20 protein-coding genes are annotated in these 14,325 nt (G+C 69.6%); 8 read left to right on the forward strand and 12 right to left on the reverse strand.

Annotation, left to right across the window (positions count from 1 at the left end):
* Positions 1–19: 19 nt before the first annotated feature.
* The gene (locus tag OG598_RS03835; RefSeq protein ID WP_328653034.1) at positions 20–403 is read right to left on the reverse strand and encodes a DoxX family protein; all 384 of its coding nucleotides are present in this window, start codon (positions 401–403) and stop codon (positions 20–22) included.
* Positions 404–561: 158 nt separating this feature from the next.
* Here OG598_RS03835 and OG598_RS03840 point away from each other — a divergent pair, with 158 nt between their 5' ends.
* On the forward strand, positions 562–1,476 hold the full coding sequence (locus tag OG598_RS03840; protein WP_328653035.1) for an RNA polymerase sigma-70 factor: 915 nt from the start codon (positions 562–564) through the stop codon (positions 1,474–1,476).
* Between the two features lie 105 nt (positions 1,477–1,581).
* On the forward strand, positions 1,582–2,700 hold the full coding sequence (locus OG598_RS03845; protein WP_328653036.1) for a serine hydrolase domain-containing protein: 1,119 nt from the start codon (positions 1,582–1,584) through the stop codon (positions 2,698–2,700).
* 20 nt (positions 2,701–2,720) lie between these two features.
* Here OG598_RS03845 and OG598_RS03850 read toward each other — a convergent pair whose 3' ends face one another.
* The gene (locus tag OG598_RS03850) at positions 2,721–3,923 is read right to left on the reverse strand and encodes a low temperature requirement protein A (RefSeq protein ID WP_328653037.1); all 1,203 of its coding nucleotides are present in this window, start codon (positions 3,921–3,923) and stop codon (positions 2,721–2,723) included.
* A gap of 178 nt (positions 3,924–4,101) precedes the next feature.
* On the opposite strand from OG598_RS03850, the gene OG598_RS03855 reads away from it, so the two are divergent.
* Entirely contained in the window at positions 4,102–4,680 is a 579-nt protein-coding gene (locus OG598_RS03855; protein WP_112602341.1) for a TetR/AcrR family transcriptional regulator, read from the forward strand.
* A gap of 29 nt (positions 4,681–4,709) precedes the next feature.
* Here OG598_RS03855 and OG598_RS03860 read toward each other — a convergent pair whose 3' ends face one another.
* On the reverse strand, positions 4,710–5,354 hold the full coding sequence (locus tag OG598_RS03860; protein WP_328653038.1) for a hypothetical protein: 645 nt from the start codon (positions 5,352–5,354) through the stop codon (positions 4,710–4,712).
* Positions 5,355–5,525: 171 nt separating this feature from the next.
* Here OG598_RS03860 and OG598_RS03865 point away from each other — a divergent pair, with 171 nt between their 5' ends.
* Both OG598_RS03865 and OG598_RS03870 read left to right on the forward strand, forming a co-directional pair.
* Entirely contained in the window at positions 5,526–6,236 is a 711-nt protein-coding gene (locus tag OG598_RS03865) for an HAD family hydrolase (RefSeq protein ID WP_328653039.1), read from the forward strand.
* Positions 6,237–6,645: 409 nt separating this feature from the next.
* Positions 6,646–7,431, forward strand: coding sequence for a L,D-transpeptidase family protein (locus OG598_RS03870; protein WP_328653040.1), 786 nt, complete (start codon positions 6,646–6,648; stop codon positions 7,429–7,431).
* A 13-nt stretch (positions 7,432–7,444) separates the two neighbouring features.
* On the opposite strand, the gene OG598_RS03875 is transcribed toward OG598_RS03870, so the two are convergent.
* The 3 genes from OG598_RS03875 to OG598_RS03885 form a co-directional block, all read right to left on the reverse strand.
* On the reverse strand, positions 7,445–7,720 hold the full coding sequence (locus OG598_RS03875; RefSeq protein WP_112674526.1) for a hypothetical protein: 276 nt from the start codon (positions 7,718–7,720) through the stop codon (positions 7,445–7,447).
* 47 nt (positions 7,721–7,767) lie between these two features.
* Complete coding sequence (locus OG598_RS03880) at positions 7,768–8,199, reverse strand: hypothetical protein (protein ID WP_124816226.1); 432 nt, start codon at positions 8,197–8,199, stop codon at positions 7,768–7,770.
* Between the two features lie 185 nt (positions 8,200–8,384).
* Positions 8,385–9,089, reverse strand: a complete 705-nt coding sequence (locus OG598_RS03885) for a VOC family protein (RefSeq protein WP_328653041.1) — start codon at positions 9,087–9,089, stop codon at positions 8,385–8,387.
* A gap of 110 nt (positions 9,090–9,199) precedes the next feature.
* On the opposite strand from OG598_RS03885, the gene OG598_RS03890 reads away from it, so the two are divergent.
* Together OG598_RS03890 and OG598_RS03895 are read left to right on the forward strand one after the other, a co-directional pair.
* The gene (locus OG598_RS03890; protein WP_328653042.1) at positions 9,200–9,541 is read left to right on the forward strand and encodes a PadR family transcriptional regulator; all 342 of its coding nucleotides are present in this window, start codon (positions 9,200–9,202) and stop codon (positions 9,539–9,541) included.
* Positions 9,538–10,611: a hypothetical protein gene (locus tag OG598_RS03895; RefSeq protein ID WP_328653043.1), complete on the forward strand. Its 1,074-nt coding sequence runs from the start codon at positions 9,538–9,540 to the stop codon at positions 10,609–10,611. Before OG598_RS03890 ends, OG598_RS03895 begins: the two co-directional genes overlap by 4 nt.
* Before the next feature lie 158 nt (positions 10,612–10,769).
* Here the strand turns inward: OG598_RS03895 and OG598_RS03900 are convergent, their stop codons facing one another.
* A complete protein-coding gene (locus OG598_RS03900; protein ID WP_112583309.1) occupies positions 10,770–10,952 on the reverse strand; it encodes a DUF397 domain-containing protein in 183 nt (60 codons plus the stop codon).
* Positions 10,946–11,746, reverse strand: coding sequence for a helix-turn-helix domain-containing protein (locus OG598_RS03905; protein WP_328653044.1), 801 nt, complete (start codon positions 11,744–11,746; stop codon positions 10,946–10,948). The genes OG598_RS03900 and OG598_RS03905 overlap by 7 nt, the downstream gene beginning before the upstream one ends.
* Positions 11,747–12,026: 280 nt before the next feature.
* On the opposite strand from OG598_RS03905, the gene OG598_RS03910 reads away from it, so the two are divergent.
* Positions 12,027–12,281, forward strand: a complete 255-nt coding sequence (locus OG598_RS03910; RefSeq protein WP_328653045.1) for a flavin reductase — start codon at positions 12,027–12,029, stop codon at positions 12,279–12,281.
* An 18-nt stretch (positions 12,282–12,299) separates the two neighbouring features.
* On the opposite strand, the gene OG598_RS03915 is transcribed toward OG598_RS03910, so the two are convergent.
* The 4 genes from OG598_RS03915 to OG598_RS03930 all read right to left on the reverse strand — a co-directional run bounded on the left by OG598_RS03915 (position 12,300) and on the right by OG598_RS03930 (position 14,143).
* Positions 12,300–12,557 (reverse strand): hypothetical protein, encoded by a 258-nt coding sequence (locus OG598_RS03915; RefSeq protein WP_328653046.1) that lies wholly within the window; start codon positions 12,555–12,557, stop codon positions 12,300–12,302.
* A 137-nt stretch (positions 12,558–12,694) separates the two neighbouring features.
* Positions 12,695–13,018, reverse strand: a complete 324-nt coding sequence (locus OG598_RS03920; protein ID WP_328653047.1) for a hypothetical protein — start codon at positions 13,016–13,018, stop codon at positions 12,695–12,697.
* 48 nt (positions 13,019–13,066) lie between these two features.
* On the reverse strand, positions 13,067–13,762 hold the full coding sequence (locus OG598_RS03925; protein ID WP_328653048.1) for a hypothetical protein: 696 nt from the start codon (positions 13,760–13,762) through the stop codon (positions 13,067–13,069).
* 3 nt (positions 13,763–13,765) lie between these two features.
* Entirely contained in the window at positions 13,766–14,143 is a 378-nt protein-coding gene (locus OG598_RS03930; protein ID WP_328653049.1) for a PadR family transcriptional regulator, read from the reverse strand.
* Positions 14,144–14,325: the final 182 nt, after the last annotated feature.

A 14,325-nucleotide genomic window follows, 5' to 3' on the forward strand; every position in this document is an offset into this window, starting at 1 on the left:
GGGTAGGAGTGGACTCAGGTCAGCCGGTGAAGGGCTCGGGTCCGAGGCGGCCCCAGGCCACGAACGCGGCCATCGCGAGGTAGGCCAGATTGAGCACGATGAACCGTGCCTCGCCGTAGCGCAGGTGGGTGATCATCGCGCCGACCATCAGCAGGATCCAGCAGACGGCGGTCACCGGCACCAGCACCGGTGCGATGTCGAGCACGCCGGGCAGGATCAGGCCGACAGCGGCCAGGATCTCGAGGACCCCGAGGGTCTTGACGAAGGCCACGCTGGCGTCGCCGGTCCACCCGCCGCCGTTGGCAGCGGACAACTTCTGCTTGGGTACGAACGTCTTGGTGATGCCGCCGGCCAGGGCAATTGTGGCCAACAGGCCGGCCACGATCCACAGTGCCAGGTTCATGAGCTTCCCTCCGTATCGGGTCGCACAGGAGACACCGCCGGCCGGTGCGCTGTGACAGCTCGTGACGTGACGAGGAGCACCGACGCCCGTTGTCACAGAAGTCGGGAGGCCGGTGTCTGGTGGGCGACGCGGTCGAGTTCGGCGAGACTGGAGGACGCATGGATGCGGGAGGCGGAATCGTGGGTGCGGACGGCCGGGGGGACTGCGGCGTCGACGCGTTCGTCAGCCACCGGAACCTGCTCTTCACAGTGGCGTACGAGATGCTCGGCTCGGCCGCCGACGCGGAGGACGTACTCCAGGAGACCTGGCTGCGGTGGGCGGACGCGGATCTCTCGACGGTGCGGGACCAGCGCGCGTACCTGGTCCGGATCACCACCCGGCTGTCGCTCAACCGGTTGCGTGCCGTCGGTCGGCGTAGGGAGTCCTACGTCGGGTCGTGGTTGCCCGAGCCGCTGTTGACAGCGCCCGACGTCGCCGACGACGTCGAACTCGCCGAGAGCGTCTCGATGGCGATGCTGCTGGTGCTGGAGACGCTGGGGCCGACCGAGCGGGCGGTGTTCGTCCTCCGTGAGGTCTTCGACATCGGATACGACGAGATCGCCGAGGCGGTCGACAAGAGTTCGGCAGCGGTCCGTCAGATCGCCCACCGTGCGCGGGCGCATGTAGCCGCGCGGCGGCCGCGCGAGATGGTCTCCCCGGCGGACACCCGGCGGGCGCTCACGGCGTTCCGGCTGGCGGTCGAGACCGGCGACGTCCAGGGCCTGCTCGACGTCCTCGCGCCGGATGTCGTGCTCCTCGGCGATGGCGGCGGGATCAAGCAGGCCGTGCTGCGGCCTGTCGCCGGGGCCGACAAGGTGGCCCGCCTGCTGTGCAGCACACACGCCAGGGTCGCGACCATGTCGCTGCACCCTGCCCAGGTCAACGGTCACCCGGCGCTGGTTCTGCGGCTCGACGGCGAGCTCGACACGGTCCTCGCGCTGCGTATCGACGGCGGTCTCATCAGCGGGGTCTACGCGGTGCGTAACCCCGAGAAGTTGTCGCACATGCGGAGCGAAGCGGTCCTGCGTCGCTGACCGTCAGGGATCCGCTCTCAGGGGTAGCCCCGGGTGTTCCCGGATATGTCCGTCGCGCCGACGGGTTCAGGCTCAACCTCGACGAACTGTTCCCAGGGGGTCGGGATGAAGCGAGTGCATCGGGCGTTGGTCGCTGTGACCACGGCTCTGGCGGTGATCGGGGTGCCGGCCGTCGCCAGCGCCGCGTCGAGGGATGCGAATCGCGGTGCGCTCCAGAAGCGACTGGACGACGTCGTGGCCGCCGGGGCGGTGGGCGCGTTGGCGGAAGTGCGTGACGAGCATGGCACCTGGCGAGGCGTCAGCGGTGTCGCCGAACTGGGCGAGCCACGGCCCGTGCCGGTGGCGGGCCGATTCCGGGTCGGCAGCATCACGAAGACGTTCCTCGCCACAGTCGTCCTGCAACTCGTCGACGAGGGGTGGTTACGGCTGGACGACACTGTCGACCGATGGCTGCCCGGGGTCGTTCCGGACGGTCACCGCGTCACAGTGCGCCAACTGCTCAACCACACCAGCGGCCTGTACGACTATCTGCGTACGCTGCCGCTGCCGCCGGAACCGGAGTTCCTGAACAACAGGTGGCGGACCTGGAGCCCGGCCGAGCTCGTTCAGCGGGCGTTGGTCAACCCGCCGGTCTTCGACCCGCCGGGTTGGGCTTTCGCCTACTCGAACACTGCTTACCTCCTGCTCGGCCAGATCGTCGAGCAGGCCACCGGCCATTCGTACGGCGAGGAGATCAAGCGCCGAGTCATCACACCGTTGCGGCTGCGCGACACCTCGGTGCCGGGGGCGTCTACGCGAATCGCCGGCCCGCATCCGCACGGCTACGTGCGGATACGGCAGAACAACGAGACGAGCCTCGTCGACTACACGAGGATGAACCCGTCGGTGATGGGCGCAGGTGGCGAGATGATCTCCACGACGAGCGACCTCAACCGGTTCTTCGCCGTACTGCTGGGTGGGCGTCTCCTGCCGGATCACCTGCTCGAAGAGATGAAGACACCGGGTGTCGAGGGCGGCAGGTACGGGCTGGGGCTGGCCTGGTGGCGGGACACCTCGTGCGGAATCCGGGTGTACGGCAACGACGGCGACGCCCTGGCGTACCAGTCCTGGTCGTACCTGACCGAAGACCGGCGCCGCCAGGTCACGATCGCGCTCACGCCCGACTTCGACGGTGACCCGGACGACGCTGTCGACGCGTTCCTGAACACGGCTCTCTGCGGCTGACCAGCCCTTCGACACAGACCCTAGTACGGGGGCGTGGGCGTCTCCGGCGACCGGTGGCGGGAGCGTCGCGTGTCCGCTGCGGCGACGCCGAGCAGCACCACGGCGGCGACCGCGCCGGCGGTGAGCGGCTGGAGGTGCAGCGCCGCCGGCATCAGTAGGCCGAAGGCCAGCAGGCCGCTCAGCCGGGACCGGGAGACCCGACCGAAGACCTGGTATTCGAGCGCCGATCGTCCGGCGAGGAAGAGCACCGGGCCGCCGAAGATGGCGATGAGCCAGGTTGCCGGGAGGTGCCCGAGCGGCTCGGTGATGAACAGCTCGAAGCCGACGCCGGTGAGCACGATTGCCGCGATCATGACCATGTGGGCGAACGCCATGTCGGTCGCGAGTCGGGCGGCGTCGCGGGCGCGGCCGATCGCCGCGTCCAGCACTTTTCCGGCGATGTGAAAGTAGACCCGCCAGAGCAGGACCGTGGTCGTCAGGGCAAGGAGGAAGCCGCCCGTCTGGTCGGCATGAAACCCACTACCGCTGTACGCCAGCCCGATGACGAAGACCGCCTCACCGATCGCGATGAGGAAGAACTGTTGGTACCGCTCGGCCAGGTGCTCGGCCGCGATCACTTGGCCACCGATGCGCTGCGCGCCGATGCGCGGGGTCGGCCAGCCGAGGAACAGCCCGGTGTAGTCGATCAGCACGGCGAGGGTCCAGAGCACCCCGCGGACCGTGCCCGTGCTGACCAGACCGCCGACGATCCAGAGTGGCGCGCTCAGCCCGAGCCAGACCAGCACCCGGGAGGTTTGCCGAGGGTCGGGTTTGCCGTGCCCGGCGATATGGAAGTAGACCACCCGGCCGATCTGGAGGCTGACGTAGGTGATGGCGAAGAGACCGGCCCGCATGCCGAAGCCGTCGGGTACCGCGACGGCCATCGTCATGGCCCCGATCATGGTTATGACGATGACGGTCTGGACGATCGGCGCTTCCGGGTCCAGCCAACTGGTGGACCAGACGGTCAGCGACCAGACCGCCCACAGGGCCAGGAACAGCAGCAGGGCCTGGCCGAGCCCCGCGTACACGCCGCGTTGGCCGTCGGTGAAGTCGACGATCACCCGCGCCGAGATCCGGGTGAGGGCGAAGACGAAGACCAGGTCGAGGAAGAGCTCCAGAAAGGTCGCCCGCTGGAAGCTGGCCTCGCTACGCACCAGCCGTCCGCCGTGGTTCTCGCTCATCGGCCCGCCACGCGCCGGTGTCGCCGAACGATCACGGGCCCTCCCGTCGCGGTGATCTCCTCGCCTAACGAGCCAGGGGGCGGCTGTGGCACGTGGAGCGAAGGGGCCGGCGACCCACAACAGTCACCAATCCGTCACCCGACCGCTACGGCAGGTGTACGCCTCTACGCTCGTGGGCGTGCCCGGACCTGCCGAGAAGGCCACCGAACAGGACCGGCGTGACCTCATCGTCACTGTCGCGCGAGAGCTGGCCGAGACGGAGGGCTGGGCGGGTGTGACCACCCGACGGCTCGCCGAACGCACCGAGATCGACATGGGCGACATCTATCGGCACTTCGCCGATCTGGAGGCGCTGATCGCCGCCGTCGCGGTGTGCGCCTTCGCCGATCTGGCCGCCGACCTCGCCGAGGCGCACGCGGAGACCGCCGGCAGCCCGGAGGGGGTCTGGCCGGCGGTCGCGACCGCGTACCTCGACTTCGCGTACACGAATCCGGAGGTCTATGACGCGATGCTCGCGCTGACCCCCGACCTGGCCCTCGGCGTGGATGGCGTGCCGGCCGCACCGCGGGCGGTCTTCGCCGAGCTGCGGGCGGCCCTGACCCCGCTGGCCGAGGGGCGGGACCCGGACACCCTGGCCGAGGTGGGCTGGAGCCTGCTGCACGGCGTGGTGATGCTCACCCGCGGTGGCCGGCTGCGACCCGAGGGGCAGGAGGACCGCGAAGCGTTGATCGCGCAACGGTTGCTGCGGTGGCCCTGACCAGGCCGCCGCCGACGCCCCGATGGTGGTCAGTTGATGGGCTGGCGGTCGGCCGGGCCCTTGTCGGTGAACCGGAACGTGGTGGTGAGCTTGGCGTTGCCCAACTCCTTGAGGACGAGGCCGTTGCCGGGGAGGTGCTGGAGAAATCGGGTCTCGCTGCCGATCGCGTACGTGCCGTCGCCCTTGGCGATGATGGTGAACCGCTGGATCGGGTCGTCCTGGTCGCAGACGACGGCCCCGATGGTCAGTTCGGGCTCGATGTCCAGGCCGTTCACCTGCCAGCAGGACGGGTCGTCGTTGGCGGGGTGGTCGTCCTTCGTGCCGAATGCCCTGATCACGTACCGGTCGCCGCCGATCGGTGTCGGGACGAACAGGATGCGGCCGCCGGTGTCGCCGCCCTCCTCGAGTCGCCCGCTGATCTCCAACGGCTTCCCCGAACCCTGCACGCGGGTGATCGTGACCTCGCGCTTGCCGGACAGCAGTGGGTCGGTCGCCGCTGCCGATGACGTGGACGGCGCCGCCGCCGTCGGCGTCGGCGCGCCGGTCACGGCGCTCGACGGGGTCGGCGTGCCCGCCCCGGCGGCGGCCGCCTCGTCCGCACCGCCCTGGCACGCCATCAGCGCGCCGGTGCAGGCCAGCATCGCCGCGCCGGTGACCCACTTCGTGGTGAACATGGCGTACTCCTCAAGAGCCGTCCCGAACCTGGGCGGGAATCATCATGGATGTCGCCTCCGCATGACGACGGCCGCGCCGGAACGGTTCACGAAAATCCGGAAGATCTCACATCGATCTTCCGCCTATCCTGTCTCTCGGCCTTGGGGGCGGTGGCACGGGGAGGGCACGGCATGACGGTCGGCGTGGCGGCGCGACGACAGGCACAGGTGTTGATCTTCGATGCGGACGACACGTTGTGGGAGAACAACGTCGTCTTCGAGCGGGTGATCGACGACTTCCTGGGGTGGCTGGACCATCCCACCCTGGACCGGGCCGCGCTGCGGGCCGTCCTCGACGACATCGAGCGGGCCAACGCGGTGGCGCACGGGTACGGCAGCAAGGTCTTCCTGCGCAGCCTGGCGGAGTGCCTGGAGCGGCTGCGCGAGCGACCGGCCACCGACACCGAACGTCAGGAGATCGACCGGCTGGCGGTGGCCCTCGTCGAGCACCAGGTGGAGCTGATGCCCGGGGTGGCCGACGCACTCGACGAGCTGGCCGGCCGGCACGAGTTGCTGCTGCTCACCAAGGGCGACCAGGAGGAGCAGCAGCGCAAGCTGGACGCCTGCGGTCTGCTGCACCACTTCGGCGCCGCGCACATCGTCGCCGAGAAGAACGTCGACACGTACCGGTGGCTCACTCGGGAGCACGGCTTCGCGCCGGACGGCGCGTGGATGATCGGCAACTCCCCGAAGTCCGACATCCTGCCGGCGCGTGCCGCCGGGTTGAACGCGGTGTTCATTCCGAACGCGAACACCTGGGTGCTGGAGGACGACGAGCTGGACCCGACCGACGACGGGGTGCTGCGGCTCGCCGCGTTCCGGGACCTGCTGCGCCACTTCTGACCGTACCGAAGCCGAACAGCGTCGGCGATCATGATCGCGTTACGCCGACCTGCCCGATTTTGAGCGTGGGATCAGTCCTGCCGCCGGTCGTCCGACGCGGCTTGTCCGGCCGGTCGGAGCGCGCCTAACCTGGTCCGGCGCTCACGGCCCTTCGGGGTGTGTCGGGGCGCGTCGGCGTTCGGCGGGTGAGCACCGTGGAGCTGAGTGCGAAGTGGCTGGCTCACCCCGTTCTGGCGCGTGGCGTCGTGCCACGCCCGCGCGGCGGGGTGCCGGAGCTGTCCGCTTCCCTGCCGGACGGCCGAGGGTCAGGGCCGGGTAGTTGCGGACCCGGTCCTGACCCGGCCCGCGAATCGTTCCACCGTTGCGAGCGGGGCAGACCGTGCGCCGGTTCGACTGTCAGGATGGCGGCATGAAGCGCAGATCTCTCCTCCTCGGCGCGGCGGCCGGTCTGGTCGCCCCGGCCGTGCTCACCCCGCCCGCGCCCGCACTCGCGGCGGACCGGCCGCTGCGGCCGGGCTGGGGCACGGCCGCGGTGCAGCGACCCTTGCCGAAGTGGCAGCCCCAGAACCGCGCCAGCGCGTTGACCACGCTGCCGGCGGAGACGAAGCAGGTGATCATCGTCGGGGCCAGCAGCTACACCACCACCTACGCCACGCTGGAGGCGTTCGTGCGGGTCCGGAGCACCTGGCAGCCGGCCTCGGCGTCGTTGCCCGCCCGGATCGGCTCGAAGGGCTTCAGCGACAACCACGTGGAGGGTGTGCCGACCACGCCGACCGGCGTCTACTCGATCGGCCCCACCATGTACGGCATCGCCGCCAACCCGGGCGTGCGATTCCCCTACCACCGGCTGGTCAGCGGTGACTGGTGGAACGAGAACCCGTCGTCCGCGCTCTACAACACCTTCCAGCAGAGTGCGACCAACCCGGGCGGGGCCAGCGAAGCACTGTGGAAGGAGGTCCCCGCGTACACGCACTTCGCGGTGATCACCTACAACATGCCGCCGAACGTGCCGAAGCCGGTGCCGAACGCGGGCAGCGGGATCTTCCTGCACCAGTTCAGCACCAGCGCCGGCAACGCCACCGCTGGTTGTGTCTCCCTCGCCAACCCTCACCTGGTCGACGTGCTCAACTGGCTGGACCCGGCGCTGTCGCCACGCATCGTGCTCAGCCCGTACGCCCAGCTCAGCCGATACTGAGAGCCGCTGCGGCTCAGCCGGCCTCGCGCCGGACGATCGACACCGCCACCCGGCAGAACTCGTCCATGTCCGGGTTGAACCCGGCAGCGATGTCGGGATGCAACCCGGAGCGGGTCTCCTCCAACAGCCGCTGGCAGACCTGCTCGACCGGCTCGCCGGCGTAGCCGGAGCGGACCCGGTCGGTGGCCGCCTGAAGCGCCGAGGTCAGCTGCTCCTCCAGCGGGCCGCGCAGCTTCTGCTGCACAGGATCGAGCCCGCGGGGGTCGAGCGTGACATGTGGCTCCGACATCGGTGCTCCCTTCGTCGGCGTCCGCGATACCCCACCGCGGACGTCGGTCAAACCCCTGTCGGTACGGCGGCGACCCGCACCTGGTACGAGAATTCCTCGGCCGGTTCCTCGTGGTACGACAACCGGCGGATCTGCCGGTCGTCGTCGTACAGGGCGACGTCCACCAGGACGCCGAGGTGGGCGAGGCCGATGGTCGACACCCGCTTCTTGTCCTGCAACACCGCGCAGACGCCGCCGAGAAGGGTGCTGGCGTCGGACGTACGGTGCCCGGGCGGGCAGCGCAACACCAGGTCCACCTCGATCGGCCCGGGCAACGGCGTCCAGCCGGTGCGCTGGGCCGCGGCGAGGGCGGCCTGGAGCAGGGTGCGGACCCTCGTCGCCTGCCGGTGCCCGGCGGCGAAGATGGACAACGCTTCGGTCTTGACCGGTGGCAGGCCGCTCACCTCGAACGTCAGGGCGAGAGCGCGGGTGTCCTGCACGACGGCACCTCCTCGTTGGGACGATCCTGCCGAACCGGGGGAGCGGCGGTGGGACGTTCCCGCGATTACCAACCGATCGGGCAGGCATGGGTCGGCCGGAGGCGTGTCGACGGCGGCGGCGAACGCGCCGGCTACGGCGCTAGGAAAACGCTAGCCGACGACGCCCGCGCTCGGTAGTCGGTCGTTCACCCGGTAGGGCGTGGGGCGAAGGCGCAGAACTCGTTGCCCTCAGGGTCGGCCAGCACCCACCACCAGTGCGCCTCGTCGAACGGCTCCCGCAGCAGGGTCGCGCCCGCCGCGATCAGCGCCATCGGCTCCGGGTCGACCAGGTCGACGTCCCAGTGCAGCCGGTTCTTGACCGTCTTGGGCTCGGGAACCCCGACGAACACCCAGTAGTCCCAGGGGAACCCGGCCGCGCCGACCACCGACGAGGTGCTCGGCTCGTGCTCGACGGTGCCGCCGACCACCCCGGCCCACCAGGTCGCCTGCGCCGCCGGGTCGGCCGAGTCCACGACCAGCTCGAACGGGCCCGGTCGGGTGCCGTCGCGGGCCGGGAACGCGCAGAACTCGTTGCCCTCCGGGTCGTTCAACACCCACCAGGACGCGTCGCCGGCCGGTTCGCGAACCAGTCGGGCGCCGTCCGCGAGCAGCGCCGCCGGGTCCGCGTCGGCCAACCGCAGATCCAGGTGTACGCGGGTAGTGCCGACCCGAGGCTCGGGCACCTTGTTCACCCAGATCGACTCCGCGTCGGATCGCGCCGAGCGCGGGTCCACCCGGGTGTCGTCGTCACCGGCATCGGCCACGTCACCGTCGAGCATCCGGGCCCAGAAGGCGCCGAGCGCGAGCGGGTCGGCGGCGTCCAGGCACAGGTCCTTGAAGCGCGCGATCATCGTTCCAGCATGCCTGGTCCGGGCGAACATGTCCGGGCAGAAGGGAGTGGGCCGGAGCGATTCCAAATAGAATCCTTGCCGTTATATAACGCCGCACGTACTATGCGCTCATGCATGAATCTACCTTCCTCATCCTCACTGCTCTGGCCGCGCAGCCGTTGCATGGCTATGGGGTAGTACAGGCGGTGGAGGAATTGTCCGCGGGTGACGTCAAGCTGCGGCCTGGCACCCTCTACGGCGCACTCGACCGCCTGGTCGAGCAAGACCTGATCGAGGTTGACCGGGAGGAGGCCGTCGACGGAAGGCTGCGTCGCTACTACCGGCTCAACGAGGCGGGAGCGGCCGCCCTGCAAACCCAGGCCGAGCGGTTGCGTCGGCATGCGACGGTGGCCGACACCCAGCTGAGCAAGCGCCTCGGTGGTGCCCCGGGCCTCGGGACGGTGATCGCATGACCGCCGCCACCTGGTCGACCGACGACAACAGTCTCGAACGCCACTACCGCAAGCTGCTGCTGGCGTACCCGGGCCGCCACCGGCAGCGGTACGGCACCGAGATGATCACGACGCTCCTCGAGATGGCGGCCCCCGGGCAGCGCCGCCCACGGCCCGGGGAGGCCCTGCACCTGCTCGCCAGCGGTGTGCGCCACCGGCTCCGGCTCCCCGCACGCCGGCCGCTCGCGGTGGTCGCGGCGATCCTCCTCGCCCTGACAATGGGCGCGTTCGGTGGGGCCGCCGGCTCGTGGGCAGGTTCCCAGACGTTCGCGGACCTGCCCGACGACGCCGCGATCGCCAGCCTGGCCGAGCGGGCCAGCGGTGCCGCCAGCGATTCCATCCAGCTGCATGTGGCGTCACCGTGGCTGGAGGAGTCGATCTCGACGACTACCGAAGTCGATGGCGCCTGGGACGCTGAGAAGGCCCGGCAGCGGTTCGCGGCTGATGGCTGGTCGGTCGCCGGCATCACGCCGCTCGGCGGCAAAGCGGTCGCGTTCGATCCCGACACCAAGTCCTTCGTCGACCTGCCGATGCGCAACTCGACGTTCAGCGCCACGTCGAACGGGCTGACACTTCAGGTGCGGGGCTACCTCACCGCCGACCACGGCTCTGTCCACCTCGACGGCTGGGCGCAGAGCAAGCCCATGTTCCTACCTCTGATCGTGACGGGAATCCTGATCGGACTCGTCCTCGGGTGGCTGTTCGCAGCGGCCCTCGCCTATCGGATCGTGGAGGCGTCGGCCGAACGGCGGCGCGCCTCCGCCGGGCTCTGGGCCGTCGCGCTGGTCGCGCTCGCTCTGCCGGCAGTAGCCCTGTACGGCAACGTGCTGCGGGCATTCCGAGATTACGGCGACGTCGGTCCGGTTTTTACAGTGCACAGCGCATTCACACCCGGCCCCTATTACCCATTGGGGCCGGCCTGGCAGATTCTCGCCCTGACCATCGCCGGTGCTGTGCTCGCGGGTGCCGCGATCCGGCTCGCCCGTCCGGGCGCGCAGCCGGAGACGCGGGGAGCTGCGATAGCAAGCTGAAGCTTTCGACCGCTGCTGTCGACGGTAGTGCCCGGCGGTCGCGTGACTTTTCAGGGTAGACCTTGGACAGTTTCCGTTCTGACAGAACGGAAACTGTCCAAGATCTCCAGCTTCGCCGGAGAATGCCTTAGGCAGAGGGATCTTCTCCGAGCTTACGTTCAGTGTTGCTTGGCGTACGCGACGAACGCCTTCCAGGCCGTCGGGTCGACGTGCAGGGTGCCGCCGTCGCGGTCCTTGGTGTCGCGCACCAGCACCACGCTCGGCAGGTTGTCGGCGACCTCGACACAGGATCCGCCGTTGCCGCCGGACCGGGTCGACTTCCGCCACTGTGGGGTCAGCATGCCCATGACTTCGCCACTTCCTTGATCAGCTCGGTTGACTGCCGGCGGGGGAGCGCTTCGTTCCGCACGATCTCCCACGTCTTCGCCAGCTTAGCGACGTCGGTCGGTGCATCGACGAACTGCGCGGTGAGCTGGTTGTCGGCGTGAGCCACCCGCTCACCGTCCGGCATCTCGGCGATGATGAACTGACCGGCCAGCCCCAGGTACATCCCAGCATCTGTCGGCACGATGTGCACCTGGATATGCTCCGCCGTCGCCAACTGGACCAGGTGCTCGCACTGCTCGACCATCAGGCCCGGCTGGTCGAGCACCGGCCGGCGCAGCACCGCCTCGTCCAGCACGGCGATGAGCTGCGGCGGGCGCGGGCGGTGCAGGATCGCCTGCCGCTCCAACCGGGAGGCGACGATGCGGTCCACGTCCTCGGCGTCGAACCGGCCACCGGCCAGCGTCGCGCGGGCGTACCGCTCGGTCTGGAGCAGGCCCGGCACGTAGGCCAACTCGAACCAGCGCAGCGTGGTCGCCTCCCGCTCGAACTCGATCCACTCGCGCAGCCAGGCCGGCTCGGCGTCGAGCCGGGCCAACCCGTCCAGCATGCGGAGGAAGCGTCCGCCGGTCTGGTGGTGGGTGTCGACCGCCCTCATGTACTCCTTCGTGGGCGGTCGCCCGCCGGTCTCCACCGAGCTGACGTGCGAACCCGAATAGCCGATGCCCCTGCCGAAGTCGTCCTGACTGAGCCCGGACCCCGTCCGGAACAGACGCAGTTCCTCCAGCACGTAGTCGGTGACGGTCCCCATCGATTCCCCAACCTTCGCTCAGTCTGGCTCGGCGCGTCCGTCATGGGTGCTCACCTGGAGCGCTGAGCTGCACAAATGGCGCGAGCACGTATCGACGGTAGTCGCGTCATCACCAGACTGTCATCAGTGGCGGGTCCGCTGGTGGCCGGAATGGCGGCGGTGGGCCCTGCCCTCCGGGGTCGCTCCCGTTTCCCCCTTGCGGGAGCGGCCCCTTCCCTGTCCCCGAGGAGGTCGATGTGCTCACCCCGACAGCCCAGCAGCCCTCGGCGCGGTGGCGGTGATGGTGGTCCGGCCGCCCGTCCCGCACGTCGCCATGCGCCCGCTATGGCGGTGCCGGAACTGTGGCATCGAGTGGCCCTGCCAGCCGGCCAAGCTCGCCCTGCTGACGGAGTACCGGACCAGCCGGACCGCGCTGCTGATCTACCTCGGCACTCTGATGCACGAGGCGACGAACCAGCTCACCCAACTCCACCCGGATCATCCACCGACCAGGATGACCGAGCGCTTCCTCTCCTGGGTCAGGGCCGGGGGTTGACGCTCGGCCCGCCGTCGTTCATCCCGGAAAGTGGATCAGTGGCACCCCGTCGGCGTATCCCGGGCCCTCACTGGTCAACACCGCGGCGTCGTGGGTCAGGCCCGCCACGGCGGCTGCGGCCAGGTCGAAACGGCGGGTCCTGCGCTGCCAGAAGGTCAGCTCCGGAAGATCCTCCGCCTGCTCGGGCAGCAGCGCGCAGGAAGTCAAGGCCAGCAGCTTGTGCAGCAGGGCCAGGTCCTTGCCGGTCGCCATGGTCAACGCTTCGGTCGCTGCCACGACCGGCACCCCGAACCGCACCCCGTCCTCAATCACCTCGTGGACGGGCTCGCCTACGTGCACCGTCCGGAGGACGGCGTATCCCAGCAGGGCCGACCGGTCCAGGATGAGCCGAACTGGTGGTGTTGACTCCGAGGTCATGCGGCGTCGGCGCGGGGCGTGGTGTCGTCACCGTTCATCTCGGCCTCCATGGCGGCGCGGATCTTGGCGCGCTCCGCCTCGAACCGCTCCGCAGACCACTCAGCCTCCACGCCCAGGCGGCGGGCCCGAGCCTCGGCCACACCCTGCTCGCTGACGTGAATGCCGGCGGCGAGCAACAATTCCTTGTGCTGCTCCACCCGCTTGCGCCGACGCACCGACTCCGTGACGTAGGCACTGGCCATGCGATTGCCCTGGCTCTCCAGGATCTGACTCACGTCGGGAGGAACGGAGATCGTGAAGCGGCGCTGAGGCTCTGTCATACGGGCAGCTTACACCTGTCATACTCCAGGCTGGCGCTGCTCGTACCGTCAGGCGGGTTTGACTCTGGTCGCATCCGGATGCGGGCTGTCGGCGGCGGTCCGGCGCTCGCGCAGTGACAAGCGACGCGCCAGCACAGTGGCGCCCGCGAGCGCGGCCAGGACCATGGCCATCTCCGTGACCACCACTGACGGGGCCAAGCTGTAGTCGGTGGCCCAGGCGAAGGCGACGGTGATCGGCGTGATGACGATGCCGGCCACCGGCATGAGGACGCTCATCAACCGGGCCGTCCGCCGGATCCTGGGCAGGTCGCGGAGCCGGGTCCGCACCGCGATGACCGCTCCCGTGACGACGACGACGGCCGGTATGCCGTAGTAGACGGCGACGGCGAGCTGGACCGGTACGTCGATCGAGCGGGGGATGTCGACCATGCGGACGAAGGCCGGGTAGGCCGCCATCAGGAGGCCGTAGCCGAGCACGACACCGAGCAGCGCGCCGATCAGCGCGGTGCCGAGAATGCGGCCGTAGTCGCCGCGCACCCGTTGAACGCCAGCCTCGTCGGCGAGCCGGCGCGCGAAGCCGGCCACGTCATCGCCGATCAACTGCGCGGGATCGCCCCCGTCGGCAGCCGCGGCCCGCAGGTCGAGGCGCAGGTCCGCGGCGAGCGTCGCCCGATCGGCCGAGCCGACCCCGTACCCGCGCCACGCCTGGTCGGCTTCGCCCAGAAGGCGGTCGATGGTGTCCATGGGTCAACTCCTCGTGGGGTTGTGGTCGAGCGGGCGGAGAACGGCGTCGACGGTGTCGGTGAAGCGGTTCCACTGTTTCTGCCAGGCATCCAGGTGGATTCGACCGGGCCCGGTCAGCGCGTAGACCTTTCGGGGCGGGCCGGTCGGGCTGACCTGCTGTTCGTGAGCGACAAGGCCAAGTCGGCGCATGCGGGTCAGCAGGGGATAGATGGTGCCGTAGCTGATGGCGCCGAAGCCGGCCGTCTCCATCCGCCGAACCAGCTCGTAGCCGTGCGCGGGCTCGCGTGCCAGCAGCGCCAGCAGGCACATGTCCAGCGCGCCCCGCAGGAGTTGGGTCTGCCGGTCGTTGTCGTCGATGGACTGGCTCTCCGCCGCTACCATGCGACACATATTACCGCGCTATTCGGCGTCACGATATACCGGCGTGGACTTCCGCTGTGACAGCCAGGTTTCGTGACTTCACGGGTGGGGCAGAGTAGCCGCTACAGAGCATCCGGGCCGGAGTTTCCGCAGCTTGCCGACTCGGAATCGGCTCGCCGTGCGCCGGGGCACGGATGCCCTCC

Origin of the sequence: Micromonospora sp. NBC_00330, assembly GCF_036136635.1 — a bacterium.
GTDB classification, from domain to species: Bacteria; Actinomycetota; Actinomycetes; order Mycobacteriales; family Micromonosporaceae; genus Micromonospora; species Micromonospora salmantinae.